Below are 22,236 nucleotides of genomic sequence, written 5' to 3'. Positions count from 1 at the left end.
AGAACACTTCATATCTCTCTACTCCGGAAACGGAAGCGCCCTTCACCGGGCAACTAAACAACCCATATCGTAAAGGTTAAAAGCACGAGTCTATGACTGTCTGCGAGTATAAACCAGGTTTAGAAGGCATTCCCGCTGCCCAATCCAGTATCAGCTATGTTGATGGCAAACAGGGAATATTAGAGTATCGCGGTATTCGGATTGAAGAACTCGCTACAAAAAGCACGTTCCTAGAAACCGCCTATCTTCTCATTTGGGGTGAGCTACCAACCAAGGAGGAGCTAAAAGCGTTTGAAACGGAAATTCGTTATCATCGACGGATTAAATATCGGATTCAGGACATGATGAAATGTTTCCCGGAAACCGGACATCCGATGGATGCACTGCAAGCCTCTGCAGCAGCATTGGGTCTTTTTTACTCAAAACGCGCTCTCCCCGCTCCTAGTTATATCCGGGAAGCCGTTGTCCGCCTGTTGGCGAAAATCCCAACAATGGTGGCAGCATTTAAGCTGATGCGGAAGGGGAATAACCCGGTAAAGCCGAACGATAATTTAGACTATTCGGCTAATTTCCTGTATATGCTCACCGAGCAAGAACCTGACCCCCTAGAATCTCACGTCTTTGATGTTTGCTTAACCCTCCATGCGGAACATACGATCAATGCGTCTACGTTCTCAGCCATGGTGACAGCTTCGACGTTAACTGACCCCTATGCGGTAATCGCATCCGCAGTCGGTACCCTTGCCGGTCCTTTGCATGGGGGGGCGAATGAAGAAGTGATTTCGATGCTCGAAGAAATTGGTTCGGTGGAAAATGTGCGTCCCTATCTAGAGGATTGCTTGCTGCGCAAGGCAAAAATCATGGGATTTGGTCACCGCGTCTATAAGGTGAAAGATCCGCGAGCAACGATTCTTCAGAATTTAGCCGAACAACTATTTGATAAGTTTGGTTCCGATAAATACTACGAAATTGCCTTGGAGTTAGAACAGGCGGTTGAGGAAAAACTGGGATATAAAGGCATTTACGCGAATGTAGATTTCTATTCCGGTTTGGTTTATCGGAAACTGGGTATTCCCACCGACTTGTTTACCCCGATATTCGCGATCGCACGGGTAGCCGGTTGGCTGGCGCACTGGAACGAACAGCTCGGAGAAAACCGGATTTTTCGACCCACCCAGATTTATACCGGCGATCACAACGTCGCTTATGTTCCTATCCAGGAACGGACATCGCAAATTCCCTTAGTGTAAAACAGGTGATCGCTTCTCCCAAAAACTCAAGTGAAAGGAGGAGCGATCAGTCGTTACTAGCGATGATTTGGTGGAGACAGTAAACGGAAGAGGATGATATCTTTCACTCCCAGATAAATAACCAGGAAATTCAATAAAACATAGCTAAACTGCAATATAGGGTCAAGTCGCCATCCTTGGAAAAGGAGAATAAAACCCGTCACAAACAAAATGAAAGGGGCAATGATTGCTTGAATGATATAAAGAACTATTCCCGTAACCCCGATATCTCTTCTCCTCGCGATGGGTAGAGCAATAGACAGAGCTAAGTAGGCTATAGATAAAAATATATCCAGAAGTCCTAAAAGTGATGCAGAGTTAAAACCGAAATTAACCATAATTCACTATTGATCCATCGCTGTATTTTTCTGAGCATAGTTGAGATTCTCCTGGTACTCGACAACCTTTTGCTGGGCAAGGCTATGTTGAGGATGGGAAGGAGGTACAGCATCCATGAGTGCGATCGCGTCTTGCCAATGACTCACCACGATGTCCCATTCTTCGGGGGTTTGCGCCGATTGAGTCAAGGTCGCCGCATGCATGGCTTGATTCACCGCGTTCTGAAAGGGTTCAGGTTGAGAAGATAGGGTGGGCGAAGGCGAACTCGGTGAGGATAAAATACTGGGTTGAGTTTGACCCACTACAGAGGAGAGAGACGGATCGGGGGAGTTCTCTAATGGTTCTATGTCAGACAATTCTATTTCCTTGACGCTGAAGGATATTGACTCGGCTTGTACAGGTATAATCGATTTTCCGAGGGGCAGTGATAAATAAGCATAAATACTGATCGCCCCTAAAGGAATCAAAGTTAGGAGCATCAAGGGTTTTGTACCCCATTGAGCCAATACTTTGAAAACATTAGTTTTGGGTTTCAAGGGTTCGATCTCATCGCGCAAATCGATGACTTCCATCCAAGAGGGGGCGGGTTGTCCAACCTGTTTACCATACATTTGCACAGAGGCGATCGATGGGACTCGTAAGTGTGCCATCAGTTTGCGGACAATTGTCACCGATAATTTTTGGTCAGGGACTTGAACCGCTTTCAGGAGTACCAACAGACAATTCCCTTTCAGTGCGGCTTGGGCAGTAATATTGCGATCTCGCAACACATAATTCATGACGGAGAGAATCGCTGCATCATCACCCTGTTTGGCTAATTCCAGAAGATTTGTTTGGGTCATAGTCATCCCTTGGAGTGAAACGCTAAAAATTTAAGATTTTCTATATTTTCTTCTAAGATGCCTTGTTTGCCCCAATTGAGCAAGGGGAAGACGATAGAGACTGAGCTAGCTACGTCTAGAAGCAGTGGCAGAAGTAACAATCATCAAAAATAATCATGAAGACCATAGAAGGCGATCGCATAAAAGTTGCCTGTTGTCACCGCCACACTCGTCTGAGATGGAGAACAAATCCAGGGAGGACATCTTCAGCCGATAACTCAGTGGGATTGTCTAACACCTCAACATCCACTCCTGGTCGATAAATTTCTACCCGTCGGTTCTGCGGGTCAATTAACCACCCCAATCTCGCCCCATTGTCCATATATTCTCGCATTTTGGCTTGGAGTTTGCTCAGGCTGTCTGATTCGGAACGCAACTCGACAACAAAGTCTGGGCAAAGCGGTACAAAGCCTTTTCGCTGTTGGGGGGTAAGCGATTCCCAACGTTCCCGCCTCACCCAGGATGCATCGGGGGAACGGTTGGCGCCATTGGGTAGTTTAAACCCTGTCGAGGAGTCAAAGGCTTCTCCTAAGTCTTCGTTGGCTTCGTACCAGCGATCCAGTTGTCCGGTAATGCTGCGATTGCGTGCGCCTGATTCGCCTCCTGTAGGGGGATTCACAATTAACTCTCCTGCTGCGGTGCGTTCTAGTCTCAAATCCCGATTCGCCAGAGCGATCGCCTCAAATTGTTCGGGGCTGACGTGCAGTGCGATCGCACGAGGGAGTTCAAGAGATAGGGTTTCCATTTTGCTGGGAGATTGTACCATCGTTGCTTCGCGATCACGTTAAGCCATGATCTCATTTAATTGTCGTATCAACTTAAATTATCCCTGGTCTTGGCTAAGGGGATCACGTCGAACGATATACTAGGCAGTGAGGCTGTCAAAAAAACTTCACAAATCAAACCGATAGCATAATTTGATACATTAAGTGTCAAATTACCTCAGTAAATATCACGTAGCTGCCAAGATGAACGCAGGAATTGACCTTCAAGGAAGTTTTATTGAATCGCTTAAAGATTTTGGCATCCCCAGTGGTGCTGCCAAGGCGATGTGGATGCCCCTGCCGATGTTCCTGATGATTATCGGTGCCACCGTGGGTGTCCTTGTCATAGTCTGGCTGGAACGAAAAATTTCTGCTGCGGCTCAACAGCGGATTGGTCCGGAATATGCTGGACCTCTGGGTGTTCTGCAAGCCGTCGCCGATGGTCTCAAGTTGGTGTTTAAGGAAGATATCGTCCCTGCCAAAGCAGATCGATGGCTATTTACTCTCGGACCCATACTCGTCGTCATCCCCGTCTTTTTGTCGTACCTGATTATCCCCTTTGGACAGAACCTGATTATTACTAACGTAGGACTGGGGATATTTCTCTGGATTGCCCTGTCGAGTATTCAGCCTATTGGTTTGCTGATGTCAGGGTATGCCTCCAATAACAAGTATTCCCTACTTGGGGGGTTAAGAGCAGCGGCACAGTCGATTAGTTACGAAATTCCCCTGGCGCTGGCGGTATTGGCAGTGGTGATGATGTCCAATAGCCTAAGTACCATCGATATTGTGGAACAGCAATCTGGGTATGGCATCTTAGGCTGGAATATTTGGCGTCAACCCGTTGGCTTTTTGATTTTTTGGATTGCCGCATTAGCCGAATGTGAACGACTTCCCTTTGACCTACCCGAAGCTGAGGAGGAATTGGTTGCTGGCTATCAAACCGAATATGCCGGCATGAAATTTGGTTTGTTTTATATCGGATCTTACGTTAACCTAATCCTTTCTGCCATATTAGTAGCGGTGCTGTACTTAGGCGGCTGGGAATTCCCGATTCCCCTTGACCGATTAGCCACTTGGTTAGGTGTAAGTGAAACCAGTTCCTGGTTACAGGTAATTACCGCTTCTCTGGGAATTACCATGACCTTACTCAAAGCTTACTTTCTCCTCTTTATTGCGGTTCTGCTGCGCTGGACAGTTCCCCGTGTACGGATTGACCAACTCCTAAATTTAGGCTGGAAGTTCCTTTTACCGATTGGATTAGTGAACCTGTTGCTAACTGCTGCTCTTAAACTCACCTTTCCGGTTGCATTCGGGGGTTGATTGCTGATTGGTCATTGTTCATTGGTCATAGTTAAAAACGAATGACGAATGACAAATGACGAATGACAAATGACGAATGACGAATAACAAATTATGCTCAAGTTCCTCAAACAAGTTGGCGATTACGCCAAAGAAACCGCTCAAGCTGCCCGTTATATTGGTCAAGGTTTATCTGTAACCTTCGACCACATGCAGCGCCGTCCCGTTACCGTCCAGTATCCTTATGAGAAACTGATTCCTTCTGAACGGTATCGGGGTCGGATTCACTTTGAATTTGACAAGTGTATTTCTTGCGAAGTCTGTGTGCGAGTTTGCCCGATCAATCTGCCCGTGGTAGATTACGAGTTCGATAAAGCGAGTAAGAAAAAGAATCTCAAGCACTATAGTATTGACTTCGGGGTTTGTATTTTCTGCGCGAACTGTATTGAATACTGTCCCACCAACTGTCTGTCGGCGACAGAAGAGTATGAAATGTCTACCTATGATCGCCACGAACTCAACTATGATAATGTGGCGATGGGACGCCTGCCGTACAAGGTGACGCAAGACCCGATGGTTACGCCATTACGGGAATTGGCTTACCTACCCAAAGGAGTCACAGATCCCCACGATTTACCGCCAGGTTCTCGACGTGCTGGTTTGCGTCCGGAAGAAATTGTCGAGCAAATGGAACCGACTGAAGCAGAAAAAGAAGAAGAAACAGCGAAGAATGCTTAAAGCTGATCCCACGGAGTCTATTTCCGTGGGATTAATGTGTCATTTTAACTAGAGTGCAAGGAGTGAAGGTACAGTGGATCTAGCCCAAGGGGTTCAGTTTGTTTCATTTGTAATTTTGTCGGTGATGATGATTGGGTCAGCCTTAGGCGTTGTCCTACTCAATAACATCGTTTATTCAGCATTTTTACTCGGTGGTGTCTTCATTAGTATGGCGGGGTTTTACCTGTTGCTCAATGCTGATTTTGTCGCCGCCGCGCAAATCTTGGTTTATGTGGGTGCGGTGAATGTGCTAATTTTGTTTGCCATTATGTTGGTGAACAAGCGAGAAGATTTTAAACCGATCACGAATCGTTGGATTCGTCAAGGTGCAACCGCGCTGGTTTGTTTGGGGTTATTTGCGCTGCTGGGGACGATGGTATTAGTGACACCTTGGTCAATCTATTCAGGTACGGCGGTTCTCGGTGAAGGATCAGTGGTGGAGATTGGCAAGCATTTCTTCAGTGACTTTTTACTACCCTTTGAACTCGCCTCAGTACTGTTATTGATGGCGATGGTGGGTGCGATTATTTTGGCACGTCGCGATTTTATTCCAGAGAGTTTGGTGCCTCGCGATACATCAGAAACTGAGTATTCTACCTTACCCGAACGTCAGCGTCAGTTGACATCTGTCGGTGGAGAGTCTCAAAAAAGCACCCGATAAAACGTATTATGGTAGGGGCAGTAATAGGGGCGAGTTTAGGAGCGGGTGTAGGGGCGGGTTTAGCCTTTCAATAGACTTTGTGACTGATAAGCGAGCAACAAAACCCGCCCGATTGTCAAACATCAAACATTAAACGTCAATTCATGGAACTACAACTTCAATATTTTTTACTGCTAGCGGCGGCTCTGTTTTGCCTTGGTATCTATGGCTTAATTACCAGCCGCAATGCTGTGCGCGTGTTAATGTCAATTGAACTGCTGTTAAATGCGGTCAATTTGAATTTAATGGGGTTTTCTAATTTTATTGACCCTATCGGAATTAAAGGTCAGGTGTTTACCGTGTTTGTGATTACGGTAGCGGCGGCGGAAGCGGCGGTTGGGTTAGCAATTGTGCTTTCGATTTATCGCAATCGCGACACGATTGATATGGAGCAGTTTAATTTGCTGAAGTGGTAAGCTTTAGCCTGAAGTTTAGCCTAGAACTAAAGTTCTGGCTAAAAGCTGAAACCCGTTTAAACGGGTTCAAGTCGGGGAAGCCGGGGGGAGAAAAAATTAGGGTCTGCTGAATAAGTTTTGTGGTGGGGTTAGAGAGCAGGGGAAGCAGAGGAAGCAGAGGGAGCAGAGGAAGCAGAGGGAGCAGAGGAAGCAGAGGGAGCAATGGTACATTTTCCGTGATTCTATCGCCATAGTTTTCAACACCGAGGGTGTTACTGGTAAGTCGAGGTAAGCGATGTCCTGAGCGTGTCGAAGGGTCGAGGTGTTGATAGATAGTCTCAAATTTCCTTGAAGATGAACAACTTTCTCTACGGCTCCAAGTGTTGATAGCTAAGGGTTTGGGTTTTCTACAGCAAGCCCAAATTAAATTTAGAGCTGATCCGAAAAGTATGGCGTAGGGTGCCATTGGACTTAAACTAAATGGCGCTGACTCGCATAACCTGGAAATAAATGAATTAACTCTTTGAACCCGTTTCAACGGGTTTCAGCTTTTAGCCCCAACTTTAGTTGAGGGCTTAAGTGAGCGACATTCTCCCCTCAAACCTATACTATTTAGGGTCAATTATCCTCCCCTGGTTTAACTACCTTTATCACAACGCCAAACTTTCATCGTCTTATCCATACTGCCACTCACAAGTGTCTCACCATCGGGGCTAAAGGCAACAGCATACACTTCCCAAGTATGCCCATTCAAAGTAGCCAGAGTTTGCCTATCATACAGTTGCCAAATCTTAATCGTTTTATCCATACTACCACTGGCTAACGTGTAACCATTGGGACTAAAGGCTAATGTCCGTACTCGTTGAGTATGACCCCTGAGAGTACCGAGTTCACGTCTTTCCCCTACCTGCCAGAGTGTAATTGTGCCATCGCTTTTTCCTGTAGCCAGGAGTTGCCCATCGGGACTAAAGGCGACAGAATAGAAAAAGCCAAAACGTAACTGGCTATGACCAAAACTATTCTGTTCCTCCCCTGTACTGATTTGCCATAATTTCACCGTTCCATCCCCACTAACACTGGCAATACTTTCTCCATCGGGACTGATGGCAATATCATTAATATAGGAGGTATGTCCTGTAAGCGTTTGTAATTCCCTACCCTGTTGGATATGCCATAACTTAATAGTGCCATCATTGCTACCACTAGCTAATATCTCTCCATCGGGACTAATGGCGAGGGAACTAATCCATTTCCGATGACCCGTGAGGGTTAAAATAAGTTGTCCATTCTCTACCTGCCAAACCTTAATCGTTTGGTCATAACTTCCTGTGGCTAAATATTGACTATCCGGCGTAAAGGCGATAGCACAGACTCGTCCAAGATGACCATTGAGAGTATGATACTCCTGTCCTTCTGGTAACTGCCATAACATAGCCGTAGCGTCTGCACTACCACTAGCAAGAATTAAGCCATCGGGACTAATCGTCACCGCTTCCACCGAACCCCAATGTCCATCGAGAGTTTGAATAACTTGCCAGTTAGTTAAGGGAGGATTAGAGGGAGGCTGGAGGATGAGGGGATGCGCCGGAGTTGATGCGATCGCGCTTTGACCTCCTTTCCCCTGAAATCCTGACAGGATAATCGATTGAGGCGATATCGATGGTGTAGGACGTTGAGTTAAGGAAATCGAGGGAAGTTGATGTAAATCCCGCAGAACTTCAGCGACAGATTGATAACGGTAATTGGTGGCTCGTTTCAGTAGTTTATCTAAAATATAGCCTAATTCATCACTAATCGAATTCGTTTTTAAGTAACGCCGCCATACCCAGGTATCCTCGCCCGTATCAAAGAATTCTTCAGGAGATATTTGCGTGAGCAAATGAATACAACTAACGCCTAAACTATACAAATCGCTGGCAAAAATGGCTTTTCCTTTAGCTTGTTCTGGAGCGATATAGTCCGGTGTCCCCACAGTCGTTCCTGTTTTTGTCGTACCAATGGCATGTTTAGCCGCACCAAAATCAACTAAAACTAAATTACCCTTAATCACCCCTGCTTCAGTTTCTCCTGTATCCCCAGTATAAATATGCCGACGACGAATAATATTTTCTGGCTTAATATCGCGATGAATCACAGAACGCGAGTGGATAAACTCAAGTATCGAGAGCAAATCTCGCAGCATCTCCCGAATCTGCTGTTCGTTAAATACCCCCTCCTTTGCCAGGATTTGGGCTAAATTTTGCCCATCAATAAATTCTTGGACTAAATACTGGCGATTATCCTGGGTAAAATGAGCCAGCAATTCCGGAATCTGGGGATGTTTCCCTAACTCATCCAGACGCACGGCTTCTCGTTCAAATAATTCTGTCGCTTTCTGGACATCGCTTGTCCCCTGATAGAGGGGAAAAAACTGCTTAATCACACATTGGGGTTTCGAGGGTTTATCCTCATCCACCGCTAAAAACGTTTTGCCAAACCCCCCTTGTCCAATCAGTCGCAGACTGCGGTAACGCTCTCGCAGCAGCAGCTTGGAACCACAACGTTGGCAAAACCGCATCCCATCCGGGTTTTGGGGGCGATCGCAGTGAGGATTGAGACAATAGCTCATCAGCCAAGGGATATAAAGCCTTCGTCTCTATTTTGGCTTGATCAGGGCGCATTGCTTATAATAAATGAACATAACTATGTACATCAGCTTATGCTTCCCTACGAAATCACATCCCCAACAGAGGCACGAAATGGTTTTTTTCAGTTATTAAAACAGGTGGTATAAAATCATCAGATCTATATCATAAACCGCCGTGATGGTGAAAATGTTGCTTTGATTTCAGAGTCTGATTTAACCAGTTTAGTTGAAACTGTTTATCTATTTAGATCACCTACCAATGCTCGTCGGTTATTGGATGCTATAGAGGAATCTAAAACCGGAAAAATTAAACCTCAAACAATTGAAGAACTTGAGCAGGAGTTAGGGATTGAGTAAGCAAAAGAAAAAGAAAACTGAATCTGAACAGAGTAAACCAGTAGTCGTTACTCGAATTCCTGGTTTTAGCTCTCAATTCAAAGAAGATCCAGCCTGGTGGTTTAAGCACGATTTTCAGAAAGCCTCAAAAATATTGGATTTAGTTACGGCTGTCATTCAAGATCCTTTTGCTGGAATTGGTAAACCTGAACCTTTGAAGTATATGGAAGCAAATATATGGTCACGGCGCATTGACCTAGAGCATCGACTTGTCTATCGAGTTAGTTGAAAATCTTCAGATTGATTTTTTAGTGTGTAGGTATCATTATGAATAACTAATCACTCAACTCACCCGCTATCCTGCTATATCATTTCCGACTGTTTCTCTAATTTCATAACATTTCACTTCAAATACCTCCAATTCTTTGCGTCCCTCTGCGCTTCCCTCTGCTACCTGGAGCGTTAAAATATAATCCTAATACCCCCATCATTAACACCGCCAAATCCTAATCGTCTTATCCGAACTCCCACTGACCACAGTTTTGCGATCCGGACTTATTGCCACAGAATACACCGCACTGTTATGCCCTTTCAGAATATCAATAATTTTCCCTGTACTTAATTGCCAAAGCTGAACCGTCTCATCCGAACTCCCACTCACCAGAACCTTTCCATCCCGACTCATAGCAAGTGAATTAACCGAACCAAAATTCCCCGATAAGGTACTCATTTCTTTACCCGTTCCCAAATACCAAAGTTTAATCGTTTGATCGGCACTACCACTGGCAATTATTTTACCATCAGGACTAAATACCACTGACTTAACCGCCGCTTTATGCCCACTCAATGTCATCATCAATTGACCTGTGGTTAAATCCCAAACCTTAATCGTCTTATCATCACTCCCACTGACAAGAATCTGACTATTAGGACTAATCGCCACGGCATTAACTCGCCCTAGCCAATCGGAGTGCTGAATCGATAGGGGAATTTCTTTGCCAATTTCCAGGTTCCACAGTTTAATCGTTCTATCATCACTCCCACTAATTAAACGTTGCCCATCTCGACTAAAGACAATTGATTTAACCGAACTTGAATGTCCCATGAGAGTATAAAGTTCCTGTCCAGTTTCTAACGCCCAAACTTTAATCGTATAATCATCATTACCACAGGCAAGCCATTTCCCATCAGGACTAAATGCAATTGATTTTACGCCATTAAACCAGGCAAAGTTTTTAGCCAGAATTCCCATCTCCTGACCCGTTTTTAATTGCCAAAGTCGGAGGGTTTGGTCATCACTTCCACTGGCAAAAATCCCTCCCTGGGGACTAATCGCCACCGCATTAACCTTACCTGAATGACCAGTTAAGGTTTGTACACAATGCCAGTTCTGGGTAATTACACCAGACTCGGTGCGGGTTTCCAGTGTGGTTAGCCCCGTCCATAGGTCTTGCAGAGAATTACCAATCTGATGAATATTTTTGCCCACTCCCTGGAGTCCGGCGTCAAGTTCATGTCTTAACATTGCCAGAGAAAGGAAGGAATGTTCTGGCGTGTCTGAGGCATTTGGGGGTGACGAGGGTAATCGATTTTTGTCCTTAATGTCTTGCAGTTTATGAATTGTCCTCTGAAGTTGAACAATAGTTTCCTTGAGTTGTTCAATCTGTTGGTGTCGCTGGGAATTTACCTGTTGCGCGTTGGTTTCCAGGTGAGAGACTTGCTGGTTCAGGGGTTCAAGGTAGTCATACCATTTCGCGATCGCGTCTTTTAGTTGTCCAAGCTGTAATCCTTGATTAGTAACCTGTGGCGTTAACGTGTCGAGTTGAGTTTTAAAGGGTTCAAGCTGTTGCTGAACTTGGAGAATAATCGCATCATGCTGTTGCTGGTTAGCGACGCTAAATTCAGCAAATCGCTGTTGAGTTTGGCTATCCAGGCGAATTAGTTCCTGGTTAAGGGTGTCAATAAGGGGGTTAATATAAGCCAGAATTCCTTCGGCTTGCAGATGTTGTAATGCGTGTAATTGATCCAGTTGGGTTTGGGTTTGGCGATCGCGCTGTTGGGTTGTCTCGTCGAGTTGAGTCAGATGCAGCTGCAGAGGATGGATGAGTTGATAGATGTGGGCGATAATTTCCGCGTGTTGTTGCTGATTCGCGCTATTGAATTGTTCCAGTTGATCTTGGCTGCGGCTATCCAGTTGAATCAGTTGTTGATTCAGGGGTTCGATTAGCTGATGAATTTTCGCGATCGCCGCCTTATACTGTTGAGCATTAACATCCTTAAGGTGACTGATACGCTCCTGAGTCTGGATATCCAGTTGAGAGAATTGCTCGTGAATCGGTTCTAGATTTTGATACACCTGCGCGATCGCTGTATCCTGGTGCTGACGGTTGAGTTGATGCAGCCGTTGACGATTCAGAACATTCACCCCCAGCGTGAAGGTTAGGGGGGTAGCGGCGTAGATAACTTGCTGAGTTGCGGCTGCGATCGCGGTTCCCAAAAATGAACCCCCGATACAAACATATTCGGTAATATCGAGCCAGTGGCGTTGGGTCATGGTTGTCCTAGTGGCTAGTTGTCCCTGATTATCATTATCTTAATTATCTATCATCGCTCGAATTTTGGATTATAGTTGTTCCTGGAGAACTAACTCCCTCTAAAGCTGAACTCATTGATCAAGTTGGGAAAATTGTTACTGGTAGATTCAATGAGCAGAACTCTCGTAAATCTTTTCAAGAAAATCCCAAAGAACTCGTTAATGAAGTCTGGCAAATGAACAATTGTTTCTACAGTGAATCGTCAGGGTAGCTTGAATAAAGAAATCGCTAGGAATCGCGCTTTGACAGATAAACCCTTAGTTGTTCTCGTCAATGAAGGATCATTCGAGAAAACTCCGCCGCCACCATGAGTGACCCTCAGTATGTAAAAGCCGTGGCAATGCTGACGCAAATGATACAAAATCCAGGTTGATTAATACTCAAGTTCGGTGAAATACTTATAGCAAAAGGCAGAAGGCTGCTTGGGTAAGGAGCAAAAAGGGGATAACTTGAACCTTTGGATAGACATTTTCCCAAACCCTAACCTGCTATGGTCTAACCAACGACTCAGTATAAATAGCAGGAGATTCACTCATGCCCTTAAATGTCACCCAAAAACTGATTCAATCCCATCTGGTTTCCGGTACGATGAAACCTGGTGCAGAAATTGCCCTCCGGATCGATCAGTCTCTTACCCAGGATGCCACAGGAACCATGGTTATGCTGGAGTTAGAAGCTATGGGCATTGATCGGGTCAAAACTGAGCTTTCAGCACAATACGTTGATCACAATCTCCTGCAAACCGACTATAAGAATGCCGACGATCATCTGTTTTTGCGATCCGCCTGTCAACGGTTTGGCATTTGGTATAGTCGCCCTGGCAATGGTGTTAGCCATCCCGTTCAGATGGAACGGTTTGGTATTCCCGGCAAAACCTTGATTGGTTCCGATAGTCACACGCCAGCCGCAGGTTCCCTGGGAATGCTAGCATTTGGTGCTGGCGGAATTGATGTGGCAATGGCAATGGTGGGGGAACCCATGTTTGTGAAAATGCCCAGAGTCTTGGGTGTCAAACTTTTGGGGAAATTACCCGATTGGGTGAGTGCGAAAGATGTTGTCCTGGAAATGTTGCGCCGCTACGATGTCCACGGCTGTCGGGGCATGATTATTGAATATTATGGACCCGGACTTGCCCAACTCAGTGCCATGGATCGCCATGTTATCGCCAATATGGGGACGGAAATGGGAGCAACAACTACTGTTTTCCCCTCAGATGTTGAAATTAAGCGATTTTTAGAGGCTCAAGGGCGAGGACAGGATTGGGTAGAACTTGTCGCCGATGAGGATGCTGAATACGATGTCTATGACATGATTAATTTGTCGGAACTGGTTCCCTTAATTGCCTGTCCCAGTAGTCCCGGAAATGTTGTTCCGGTTACCGAAGTGCAGGGACGCCCTGTAAATCAGGTGGTGATTGGTTCCTCAGCAAATCCAGGGTTGCGTGATTTCTGGATAGTTAGCCAAATTGTGAAAGGAAAAGTTGTTCACGATCGCGTATCCTTTGATGTTAACCCAACCTCCCGCCAGGTGATTGAGAATTTAGCGGCAATGGATGACGCCTTTATGAATTTAATTCATGCTGGGGTACGATTTCATCAGGCAGGATGTTTAGGTTGTATCGGCATGGGACAAGCACCCGCTTCGGATCAAATCTCTTTACGGACTATGCCGCGTAACTTCCCTGGGCGTTCCGGAACTGCTGATGACCAAGTGTATTTGTGCAGTCCAGAAACGGCTGTAGCGGCGGCTATTACTGGAGAAATCACTGATCCGCGTGAGTTGGAACAGCGTTGTGGGATTACATATCCGCAATTTATTGCCCCAGAAACTGAAATCATTAATACTGATATGTTAGTGGCTCCGCCGGAAGATGGCAGGACAGTTGAACTGGAAAAGGGACCCAATATTAAATCCTTCCCTGAATTTGCCGCCTTATCTAATAGTATTTCTGTGCCTGTGCTGTTGAAAGTTGAGGATAATATTTCCACCGATGAAATATTACCTGCTGGTGCGCGGGTGCTACCTTACCGCAGCAATATCCCCGGCATTAGTCAGTTTGTCTATTACATGAAGGATGACACCTTTTGGCAACGGGCAGAAGCCGCAAAGGACAAATCTGGGGGTCATGTTATTGTTGGCGGAAGTAACTATGCTCAGGGTTCCAGCCGGGAACACGCCGCGATCGCACCCCGTTATTTGGGGCAAGTGGCTGTCTTAGCTAAATCTTATGCCCGGATTGGTTGGCAAAATCTGGTGAATTTTGGAATTATGCCCCTAGAGTTTGTCAATCCTCAAGATTACGACAGTATCAGCGAAGGGGATGAACTGGAAATTATTGGCTTACGGGAGGCGTTAGAGGCAGAGCGATCAATTCCTGTCAAGAACCTCACCAAGGACATGATATATTCCATGACTCATAGCCTGAGTCCCCGTCAGGTGGAAATTATGCTTTGTGGCGGCTTAATCAATCACTTTAAAGCTAAATCACAAGTCGCCCAATCTGTCAAGGTGTAATCTTAAATTCAGGTTGATGTTTCAACGGAGAGGGGGGGATTCGAACCCCCGATGGCTGTGACACCATAACAGATTTCGAGTCTGCCGCATTCAACCGCTCTGCCACCTCTCCAGATCTTTGTTCTTATGATAGTAGCACTCATTGTTACTGAGTAGCATATCAAAAGCGTCTCAACGGTTCAAAAAAGCGCCGCATCAGTACGGTTAGCCTCCAAGGTGGTTTCAAAGCCCTGTTCAGGTGTCCACTGAATCGCCCCATCACGCCCAGTCCAGTACAATTCAATCTGAGCATTTTGTAGGAGTTTGGCGGCTTGGGGTTCGATGACTTCCGCCGACGCGATCGCCACTTTGGGTTGGAGTACGTCTACCAATCGAGGCGTGAGAGGTTCACCAGACCACCATAGCACTTGAATTTGAGGCAAATTATCCCGTTGAGCGAATTGATTTTGCTCATCGGGTGGCATATCTCCCAAGAGTAACCAGGTTCGATCCTTAATTTGAAGCTGTACGATAGGAGGTTGGGCTTTGATTAATTCGATCGTCGTTTTTTCTCCAGAACCCGTAGCACCAACTGCTAAACGTTGTTCCGTTGAAACGACTTCATAAATTCCATTTTGGGATTGAACCGCCTCTGCGATCGCCTGTGTATCAGTGGGTAACGGTTCTGAATGGGCTAAGTCATAAAACCGCTTAACGGGTAAACTTTCCAATATTGGCACCCAACCACTCCGAAAACGAGGTTGTGAATCAACCGCAACCGCCCAATCCACCTGATTAACCCCTTGCTTTTGCAAAAAAGGCAGGATAGTAAAATTCGCGGTATCGGTTTCTCCACTATTGACAAGCGTCACTTGACCCTGATCCTGAATCACTAAAACCTGTTCTTGATCAGCCACTAAAACAGTAACTTGAAACTGTTCTAGCCGGGTTTGCCAAATGGGTAGGGCAATAATGGTTAAGGCGATTACACCGACGAATATGCCTCGCATCTGCACACGCGAACTGATACAAGTGATGCCAATTAAGCCATAAAGCAGCAGTAACTGCATCAGGGAAATTGTACCGAGGGCGACTGAACTAGCGGGTAAAGCATTTAAAAATCGCACCAGTTCCAGCAAGCCTTGAAGAGGATAGTACAGCAATCCCGCGATCGCGCTACCGGCTAAGGGTGAAATTAATGCGACTAAGGCACTCAGAAAACCCCCCAAGCTAATTAAGCTAATCAAGGGTGTGCCGATAATATTGGCAACCACACTGTAGGGGGCAATCATGCCGAAAACATACAGTTGTAAGGGTAATGTCCACAACAGTGCGGCTAAGGGAACGGCGATTAAAGCAGCAATGACTGAAGGTAACCAGTCAAGGTTCTTAACTAAGGGAGGTACGGTTACTAGCAATCCCAGTGTTGCTAAAAAGCTTAACTGAAAGCCTAAATCCCAAATCCACAACGGATTGATAATCAACAAAATCGTCGCGGCAAGTAATAGAGAACCTAAGGGTTTAACTTGTCGATGAGTCAGCAGCGCCACTAATGCGCCTACTCCCATAATCGCAGCTCGTAGAACTGACGGTTGTAAACCTGTTAAGCCAACATAAATCAGTAACGCTGTGAGTCCAATCCCAAATTGCGTTTTTGTTCCCCACCGTTTGGTTAACGCTAATATAGCAGCCCTAAATAGGTCGCAACAGATATAATAGTAATAATACATCCCTAGTAAAAAGACAAAAGATGAACATTATAGATGAATTGGCTAATTTTATCAATCAGACAAAAGAGACCAAAGAAATTAAAAGAGCCTTGGCGGTAAAAATGATTTTGGAAGGAAAATCTTATCGTGAAGTCAAAGAAATATTAAAAGTTTCTCACAGTTTTATCAGCCAATGGAAAAATCAAGCGCTTTTTCAGGGTGTAGAAAGTTTAAAGCTTCAATATAAAGGTAGAGCAGGTTACTTAAAATCTGAAGAAAAAGAGCAAACAATTCAGTGGTTGAGAGAACAAGATTATCTAAGATTATCAGACTTGCAGAAGTATTTGCAGGAGCAATATAATGTAGTTTTTGAGTCCAATCAAAGTTATTATAGCTTATTTAAAGAGGCTCAAGTGAGTTGGAAAAAGACTCAAAAAAAGAATCCGGCTAAAAATGATGAATTAGTCAAAGCTAAAAAAAAAGAAATAGAGGCAAGGCTAGAAAAATGGAAACCGGAAATAGAAGCTGGAAGCCGGACGGTGCTTATGCTTGACGAATGTCATCTGCTGTGGGGTGATTTGTTAGGTTATGCGTGGGGAAGAACAGATGCAAGAATAGAAGTCCCTCTCAAAAATGAAAAAGAAAGACAGACTTATTATGGGGCTTTAGATTATCAAACCAAAGAGTTTATAGTCAAAGAATATAAAAGTGGAAACAGCGAAAATACAATCGATTTCATCGAATATTTACAAAGGAAACGACCCGGGAAAAAATTATCGATATTTTGGGATGGTGCAACTTACCATGATTCCAAGCAGTTTCGAGAATACTTAAAGACAATTAATCAAGATTTATCAGAGGAAGACTGGTTGATAAGTTGTACAAAATTTGCTCCGAACGCTCCCGAACAAAATCCAGTCGAAGATATTTGGTTGCAAGTTAAAACTTTCATTAGACAATTTTATCATCTTTGCAGCTCTTTTAAAATAGTTAAGTGGTTATTTAAGTTTTTTGCTGATGGTCAAATATTCGATTTTCCCAAAATATTTCAGTATGGAAAATTGCCACAATCTATTTAGGATTGCTATACTGAACCCAAAATCAACGACACATGAAACCCAGAGGCTGCCAAGACATGAGCGAATCCGGTTTGAATAAATAGGTCGCGAATATCATAGGGTAAATCGACGGCTTTGCGTCCCAATACAATTGAACTCAAAAGTAGACCAGTGGGACTTCCTAGCTGACGCACTTGGGCATGGATAATACGTTGGCGTAACATCCACCATCCCCATGTTGATTCTTGATTTTCGTCGGGAAAACTGACTTGTCGCCCACTTAAGCCAGCAAACGCGCCTTCCTTGGTTAAATAGGTGGCAAAATCAAAGCCGCCAGGATTGGCTGCGGGTTTGGGTTTATATAAAACACCTGTGACGGAAATAGTTTGACCTGGAAAAAGACCCGTCGATTGCAATAAAGGAACCGTTACATATAACTTACCGGTGACACCTCGCGTCGTTGTGCCCCGATTTTCATTACTTTCCAGTTCAGTGAGTTGGGTAGCTTCTAGCCAAAATTGCCCCTTCTGCGATCGCGTCAGCCGAGGAACGGTTTCGACGTTACCTTGAATGGTGACAACTTGCCCTTGCGCCGAACTAGAAACAAATTGACTGATGTCATTGGATTCAGGTTGAGGTAATCGCAGTTGCACATAGAGAAGGGCGATCACCGCAATCAGGCTAGCGGTCAACCATAATCTCGGTCGAGGTCCGGTGCGCCAAATTCTGGGGAACGCGATCGCACAAATTATGCCTATCCCGATTACACTCAGGATTAAAAGACTATACTCTTGCCAGGTGACAGTACGAGTAGGCAAGCCGACAACGGCTGTAGACAATAGGGCAAGAATATAAGCCCCACTCAGTAGGGAACCACTGGCAAGATTCATCGCATAGCTAGACCGGGTTTCCAAACCAATACGGTATGAAAGAAACAAAAAGCACGATGCAGGTGTTCAAGTCGCCCCCTAAACCGATAACGTTTGAGAGGGAGATGATGACTTGAGCGGAAATCCTAATCCTTCTCGTTGCTGTAAGTAAAGTTGTGCCACTCGTCTGGCTAGGTTGCGAATCCTGCCAATATAGCGTGTCCGTTCCGTTACCGAAATCACACCTCTGGCATCCAGCAAATTGAATGTATGAGAACATTTGAGAACATAGTCAAGACTGGGTAAGACAAGGCTTCTATCAATGAGTTGCTTGGCTTCTTGTTCGTACAAACCAAACAGTGTCAATAATAAGTCGGGGTTAGAGGCTTCAAAATTATAGGTACATTGCTCTATTTCACCTTGGAGGTGAACATCGCCGTAGTTAAGGTGGTCATTCCACTGGATTTTGGTCATCGCATCGACTCCTTGTAGATACATGGAGATTCGTTCTAACCCATAGGTAATTTCGATGGAAACCGGGCGACAATCTACGCCACCGCATTGCTGGAAGTAGGTAAATTGGGTGATCTCCATGCCATCCAACCACACTTCCCAACCCGTTCCCCAGGCTCCGACAGTGGCATCTTCCCAGTTATCCTCGACAAAGCGAATATCATGATCTTCAGGATGAATGCCTAAAGCCCGGAGGGAATCCAGATAAATTTCTTGAATTGTGTTGGGTGAGGGTTTAATCAGGACTTGATACTGGTAATAGTGTTGAAAGCGATTGGGATTTTCTCCGTAGCGTCCATCGGTTGGTCGTCGGCAAGGTTCCACGTAAGCTACTGACCAAGGTTCATCGCCAATGGATCTGAGAAACGTGTGTGGGTTTTTGGTTCCGGCACCTTTTTCAATGTCATAGGGTTGAGCAATCAGGCAACCGCGATCGCTCCAGAACTGGTGTAACGTAGCAATTACAGACTGAAAATTCACATGACCTCCACATTTTGGTCAAAATCTATCACTACATTTTGGCATCTTGCTGGATTGTCCCGGCTGGATATCTGTGTTCGGGCGTTAAGCGAGGGCGGGGGAGTTGAGTGTGTTCGTCTGAAGGTAGGCAGGTGATTGGCTACTTGAGTGTAACAGGATAGTGCGATCGACATAGTACCTAAGTAGTTTGCTGGAAGGTGTTCTCTGCGTAAAGGAGTAGAGCAAAAAAAAATTAGTCGGCTAAATCCCTTAATTTGAAAGGATTCCAGCCTTCCTCCAAAAAAAAAACCCTCAAAAGGTTGACAACTCCAGAAATAGCCACTACATTGGTAAATGCGCTTGAAACGGAGTTCACTCCATATCCAAGCGTCCGAACCAAGACAAATCAATAGTTTGAAAGCCAAGCATACAAAACTCCTTGTCAAAAAACTTCGAGGGGAATCAGGAAACTGAGACTCTCTCAACTAATAAGGATAACTTGGAAATGTCACCTATTAATAGGTGACGTTTCGGAGCCAAAAAAACACTCTAATATGGAGAGTTTGATCCTGGCTCAGGATGAACGCTGGCGGTCTGCTTAACACATGCAAGTCGAACGCAACCTTCGGGTTGAGTGGCGGACGGGTGAGTAACGCGTGAGAATCTGCCTTGGGGTCGGGGACAACCACTGGAAACGGTGGCTAATACCGGATAAGCCTTCGGGTAAAAGATTTATTGCCCCAAGAGGAGCTCGCGTCTGATTAGCTAGTTGGTGAGGTAAGAGCTCACCAAGGCAGCGATCAGTAGCTGGTCTGAGAGGACGATCAGCCACACTGGGACTGAGACACGGCCCAGACTCCTACGGGAGGCAGCAGTGGGGAATTTTCCGCAATGGGCGAAAGCCTGACGGAGCAAGACCGCGTGAGGGAGGAAGGCTCTTGGGTTGTAAACCTCTTTTCTCAGGGAAGAAGCTCTGACGGTACCTGAGGAATCAGCCTCGGCTAACTCCGTGCCAGCAGCCGCGGTAATACGGAGGAGGCAAGCGTTATCCGGAATTATTGGGCGTAAAGCGTCCGCAGGTGGCGATTCAAGTCTGCTGTCAAAGCACGGGGCTTAACTCCGTTAAGGCAGTGGAAACTGAATAGCTAGAGTGCCGTAGGGGTAGAGGGAATTCCCGGTGTAGCGGTGAAATGCGTAGAGATCGGGAAGAACATCGGTGGCGAAAGCGCTCTACTGGACGGCAACTGACACTCAGGGACGAAAGCTAGGGGAGCGAATGGGATTAGATACCCCAGTAGTCCTAGCTGTAAACGATGGATACTAGGTGTAGCTTGTATCGACCCGAGCTGTGCCGAAGCTAACGCGTTAAGTATCCCGCCTGGGGAGTACGCACGCAAGTGTGAAACTCAAAGGAATTGACGGGGGCCCGCACAAGCGGTGGAGTATGTGGTTTAATTCGATGCAACGCGAAGAACCTTACCAGGGCTTGACATGTCCGGAACCCCGGTGAAAGCTGGGGGTGCCTTCGGGAGCCGGAACACAGGTGGTGCATGGCTGTCGTCAGCTCGTGTCGTGAGATGTTGGGTTAAGTCCCGCAACGAGCGCAACCCTCGTCTTTAGTTGCCAGCATTAAGTTGGGCACTCTAGAGAGACTGCCGGTGACAAACCGGAGGAAGGTGGGGATGACGTCAAGTCAGCATGCCCCTTACGCTCTGGGCGACACACGTACTACAATGGTCGGGACAGAGGGCAGCTAACCTGCGAAGGCAAGCTAATCCCAGAAACTCGGCCTCAGTTCAGATCGCAGGCTGCAACTCGCCTGCGTGAAGGAGGAATCGCTAGTAATCGCCGGTCAGAATACGGCGGTGAATCCGTTCCCGGGCCTTGTACACACCGCCCGTCACACCATGGAAGCTGGCCACGCCCGAAGTCGTTACCCTAACCCTCCGGGGAGGGGGACGCCGAAGGCAGGGTTGGTGACTGGGGTGAAGTCGTAACAAGGTAGCCGTACCGGAAGGTGTGGCTGGATCACCTCCTTTTTAGGGAGACCAACTGATTGATGAAGAGAATAAATAATTAAAGCTTCATCAATTCGGACACCCTAGGTCGGTCAAGGAAAAAGTAGATTGGCTTTCAAACTGGTTTCGGTTCGGAAAATGGGCTATTAGCTCAGGTGGTTAGAGCGCACCCCTGATAAGGGTGAGGTCCCTGGTTCGAGTCCAGGATGGCCCACCTGTTCCAGGAAGAGGGGGTATAGCTCAGCTGGTAGAGCGCTGCCTTTGCAAGGCAGATGTCAGCGGTTCGAGTCCGCTTACCTCCATACTTCCCCAAGAAGCGAGCAGGTTAAGCCAAACACCCGCAAACAAGAACCGGAAAAAACAGAGCGTTCAGCACCTGTAGAAGTCAAAAGAACTTGCTCAGACTGCTGGACGTAAACGTTCAGTCAGAACCTTGAAAACTGCATAGCGAGAGAAAAAGTCAAAGTCAGATAGTAATGCACAATGCCAAAAAAGGCGTTTGTGTCTTACACAGACAAAAACCAAAAATAGATGGTCAAGCTACAAAGAGCTAACGGTGGATACCTAGGCACACAGAGGCGAAGAAGGACGTGGCGACCGACGATACACTCCGGGGAGCTGGAAGCAAGCGTTGAGCCGGAGGTTTCCGAATGGGGCAACCCCAAGTACGGCTGACTGAATCCATAGGTCAGCACGAGCCAACCCAGCCAACTGAAACATCTTAGTAGCTGGAGGAAAAGAAAGCAAAAGCGATTCCCCCAGTAGCGGCGAGCGAAAAGGGACCAGCCTAAACCATCTAGCATGCTAGATGGGGTAGTGGGACAGCCATAAGGGAATACCCGAGGCTAGACGAAGTTGTTGAATGCAACACCAAAGAAGGTGAAAGTCCTGTAGTCGAAAGCCAAAGGATACCGGCTGTATCCCGAGTAGCACGGGGCACGAGAAATCCCGTGTGAATCAGCGAAGACCACTTCGTAAGGCTAAATACTCCTGTGTGACCGATAGCGAAACAGTACCGCGAGGGAAAGGTGAAAAGAACCCCGGAAGGGGAGTGAAATAGAACATGAAACCGTTAGCTTACAAGCAATGGGAGGACGATTCAACGTCTGACCGT

At 46.1% G+C, this 22,236-nt stretch carries 16 protein-coding genes, 3 tRNA genes, 2 rRNA genes and 1 pseudogene (1 of these 22 running past the window's edge); 13 read left to right on the top strand and 9 right to left on the bottom strand.

The window, feature by feature from the left end:
* The first annotated feature begins 92 nt into the window (after nucleotides 1-92).
* Nucleotides 93-1,250: a citrate synthase gene (locus tag MC7420_RS28795; protein ID WP_006105125.1), complete on the top strand. Its 1,158-nt coding sequence runs from the start codon at nucleotides 93-95 to the stop codon at nucleotides 1,248-1,250.
* Nucleotides 1,251-1,306: 56 nt separating this feature from the next.
* On the opposite strand, the gene MC7420_RS28790 is transcribed toward MC7420_RS28795, so the two are convergent.
* From MC7420_RS28790 to MC7420_RS28775, 3 genes are all read right to left on the bottom strand, one after another.
* Nucleotides 1,307-1,627 (bottom strand): hypothetical protein, encoded by a 321-nt coding sequence (locus MC7420_RS28790; RefSeq protein ID WP_044210357.1) that lies wholly within the window; start codon nucleotides 1,625-1,627, stop codon nucleotides 1,307-1,309.
* A gap of 6 nt (nucleotides 1,628-1,633) precedes the next feature.
* Complete coding sequence (locus MC7420_RS35800; RefSeq protein ID WP_006105082.1) at nucleotides 1,634-2,470, bottom strand: hypothetical protein; 837 nt, start codon at nucleotides 2,468-2,470, stop codon at nucleotides 1,634-1,636.
* Nucleotides 2,471-2,666: 196 nt separating this feature from the next.
* Nucleotides 2,667-3,275 carry a Uma2 family endonuclease gene (locus tag MC7420_RS28775; RefSeq protein WP_044210355.1) on the bottom strand — a complete coding sequence of 203 codons (609 nt, stop codon included), beginning with the start codon at nucleotides 3,273-3,275 and terminating at the stop codon, nucleotides 2,667-2,669.
* A 202-nt stretch (nucleotides 3,276-3,477) separates the two neighbouring features.
* Here MC7420_RS28775 and nuoH point away from each other — a divergent pair, with 202 nt between their 5' ends.
* From nuoH to nuoK, 4 genes are all read left to right on the top strand, one after another.
* Entirely contained in the window at nucleotides 3,478-4,596 is a 1,119-nt protein-coding gene (gene nuoH / locus MC7420_RS28770) for an NADH-quinone oxidoreductase subunit NuoH (RefSeq protein ID WP_006105144.1), read from the top strand.
* 93 nt (nucleotides 4,597-4,689) lie between these two features.
* On the top strand, nucleotides 4,690-5,313 hold the full coding sequence (gene ndhI, locus MC7420_RS28765; RefSeq protein ID WP_006105004.1) for an NAD(P)H-quinone oxidoreductase subunit I: 624 nt from the start codon (nucleotides 4,690-4,692) through the stop codon (nucleotides 5,311-5,313).
* A gap of 73 nt (nucleotides 5,314-5,386) precedes the next feature.
* Nucleotides 5,387-6,013 carry an NADH-quinone oxidoreductase subunit J gene (locus MC7420_RS28760; RefSeq protein ID WP_006105031.1) on the top strand — a complete coding sequence of 209 codons (627 nt, stop codon included), beginning with the start codon at nucleotides 5,387-5,389 and terminating at the stop codon, nucleotides 6,011-6,013.
* A gap of 143 nt (nucleotides 6,014-6,156) precedes the next feature.
* A complete protein-coding gene (gene nuoK / locus MC7420_RS28755) occupies nucleotides 6,157-6,468 on the top strand; it encodes an NADH-quinone oxidoreductase subunit NuoK (protein WP_006105071.1) in 312 nt (103 codons plus the stop codon).
* Between the two features lie 616 nt (nucleotides 6,469-7,084).
* Here the strand turns inward: nuoK and MC7420_RS28750 are convergent.
* A complete protein-coding gene (locus MC7420_RS28750; protein WP_006105113.1) occupies nucleotides 7,085-9,055 on the bottom strand; it encodes a WD40 repeat domain-containing serine/threonine-protein kinase in 1,971 nt (656 codons plus the stop codon).
* Nucleotides 9,056-9,145: 90 nt separating this feature from the next.
* On the opposite strand from MC7420_RS28750, the pseudogene MC7420_RS43005 reads away from it, so the two are divergent.
* A pseudogene (locus MC7420_RS43005) lies at nucleotides 9,146-9,430 on the top strand (type II toxin-antitoxin system Phd/YefM family antitoxin).
* Complete coding sequence (locus tag MC7420_RS28740) at nucleotides 9,423-9,698, top strand: Txe/YoeB family addiction module toxin (RefSeq protein WP_006105171.1); 276 nt, start codon at nucleotides 9,423-9,425, stop codon at nucleotides 9,696-9,698. The pseudogene MC7420_RS43005 and the gene MC7420_RS28740 overlap by 8 nt, the downstream one beginning before the upstream one ends.
* A gap of 201 nt (nucleotides 9,699-9,899) precedes the next feature.
* On the opposite strand, the gene MC7420_RS35795 is transcribed toward MC7420_RS28740, so the two are convergent.
* On the bottom strand, nucleotides 9,900-11,963 hold the full coding sequence (locus tag MC7420_RS35795) for a WD40 repeat domain-containing protein (protein WP_006105041.1): 2,064 nt from the start codon (nucleotides 11,961-11,963) through the stop codon (nucleotides 9,900-9,902).
* Nucleotides 11,964-12,537: 574 nt separating this feature from the next.
* Between MC7420_RS35795 and MC7420_RS28730 the strand changes: the two genes are divergently transcribed.
* Entirely contained in the window at nucleotides 12,538-14,517 is a 1,980-nt protein-coding gene (locus tag MC7420_RS28730) for an aconitate hydratase (RefSeq protein WP_006105072.1), read from the top strand.
* 25 nt (nucleotides 14,518-14,542) lie between these two features.
* Here MC7420_RS28730 and MC7420_RS28725 read toward each other — a convergent pair.
* Nucleotides 14,543-14,629: transfer RNA gene (locus MC7420_RS28725), tRNA-Ser, on the bottom strand.
* Nucleotides 14,630-14,696: 67 nt separating this feature from the next.
* On the bottom strand, nucleotides 14,697-16,226 hold the full coding sequence (locus tag MC7420_RS28720) for a ComEC/Rec2 family competence protein (RefSeq protein ID WP_052307569.1): 1,530 nt from the start codon (nucleotides 16,224-16,226) through the stop codon (nucleotides 14,697-14,699).
* Between the two features lie 20 nt (nucleotides 16,227-16,246).
* On the opposite strand from MC7420_RS28720, the gene MC7420_RS28715 reads away from it, so the two are divergent.
* Nucleotides 16,247-17,284: an IS630 family transposase gene (locus tag MC7420_RS28715; protein ID WP_006097775.1), complete on the top strand. Its 1,038-nt coding sequence runs from the start codon at nucleotides 16,247-16,249 to the stop codon at nucleotides 17,282-17,284.
* A 5-nt stretch (nucleotides 17,285-17,289) separates the two neighbouring features.
* Here the strand turns inward: MC7420_RS28715 and MC7420_RS28710 are convergent, their stop codons facing one another.
* Both MC7420_RS28710 and glyQ read right to left on the bottom strand, forming a co-directional pair.
* Complete coding sequence (locus MC7420_RS28710) at nucleotides 17,290-18,201, bottom strand: ComEC/Rec2 family competence protein (protein WP_232231810.1); 912 nt, start codon at nucleotides 18,199-18,201, stop codon at nucleotides 17,290-17,292.
* Nucleotides 18,202-18,231: 30 nt separating this feature from the next.
* A complete protein-coding gene (gene glyQ, locus MC7420_RS28705) occupies nucleotides 18,232-19,125 on the bottom strand; it encodes a glycine--tRNA ligase subunit alpha (RefSeq protein WP_006105152.1) in 894 nt (297 codons plus the stop codon).
* A gap of 530 nt (nucleotides 19,126-19,655) precedes the next feature.
* Here glyQ and MC7420_RS28700 point away from each other — a divergent pair.
* From MC7420_RS28700 to MC7420_RS28685, 4 genes are all read left to right on the top strand, one after another.
* A 16S ribosomal RNA gene (locus MC7420_RS28700) occupies nucleotides 19,656-21,143 on the top strand.
* 119 nt (nucleotides 21,144-21,262) lie between these two features.
* Nucleotides 21,263-21,336: transfer RNA gene (locus MC7420_RS28695), tRNA-Ile, on the top strand.
* 15 nt (nucleotides 21,337-21,351) lie between these two features.
* Nucleotides 21,352-21,424, top strand: a tRNA-Ala gene (locus MC7420_RS28690).
* A gap of 231 nt (nucleotides 21,425-21,655) precedes the next feature.
* Nucleotides 21,656-22,236 (top strand): 23S ribosomal RNA (locus MC7420_RS28685); it runs 2,306 nt beyond the window's last position.
* The 16S and 23S rRNA genes sit together here with 2 tRNA genes alongside, the layout of an rRNA operon.

The organism is Coleofasciculus chthonoplastes PCC 7420 (genome assembly GCF_000155555.1).
GTDB lineage: Bacteria > Cyanobacteriota > Cyanobacteriia > Cyanobacteriales > Coleofasciculaceae > Coleofasciculus > Coleofasciculus chthonoplastes_A.
This window is presented reverse-complemented; position numbering and strand designations above follow the sequence as displayed.

Bases quoted from the DNA above. Each gene is read 5' to 3' on its own strand.
- MC7420_RS28795 (WP_006105125.1), top strand. From the start codon at position 93: ATGACTGTCTGCGAGTATAAACCAGGTTTAGAAGGCATTCCCGCTGCC.
- MC7420_RS28790 (WP_044210357.1), bottom strand. From the start codon at position 1,627: ATGGTTAATTTCGGTTTTAACTCTGCATCACTTTTAGGACTTCTGGAT.
- MC7420_RS35800 (WP_006105082.1), bottom strand. From the start codon at position 2,470: ATGACCCAAACAAATCTTCTGGAATTAGCCAAACAGGGTGATGATGCA.
- MC7420_RS28775 (WP_044210355.1), bottom strand. From the start codon at position 3,275: ATGGTACAATCTCCCAGCAAAATGGAAACCCTATCTCTTGAACTCCCT.
- nuoH (WP_006105144.1), top strand. From the start codon at position 3,478: ATGAACGCAGGAATTGACCTTCAAGGAAGTTTTATTGAATCGCTTAAA.
- ndhI (WP_006105004.1), top strand. From the start codon at position 4,690: ATGCTCAAGTTCCTCAAACAAGTTGGCGATTACGCCAAAGAAACCGCT.
- nuoK (WP_006105071.1), top strand. From the start codon at position 6,157: ATGGAACTACAACTTCAATATTTTTTACTGCTAGCGGCGGCTCTGTTT.
- MC7420_RS28750 (WP_006105113.1), bottom strand. From the start codon at position 9,055: ATGAGCTATTGTCTCAATCCTCACTGCGATCGCCCCCAAAACCCGGAT.
- MC7420_RS35795 (WP_006105041.1), bottom strand. From the start codon at position 11,963: ATGACCCAACGCCACTGGCTCGATATTACCGAATATGTTTGTATCGGG.
- MC7420_RS28730 (WP_006105072.1), top strand. From the start codon at position 12,538: ATGCCCTTAAATGTCACCCAAAAACTGATTCAATCCCATCTGGTTTCC.
- MC7420_RS28720 (WP_052307569.1), bottom strand. From the start codon at position 16,226: ATGTATTATTACTATTATATCTGTTGCGACCTATTTAGGGCTGCTATA.
- MC7420_RS28715 (WP_006097775.1), top strand. From the start codon at position 16,247: ATGAACATTATAGATGAATTGGCTAATTTTATCAATCAGACAAAAGAG.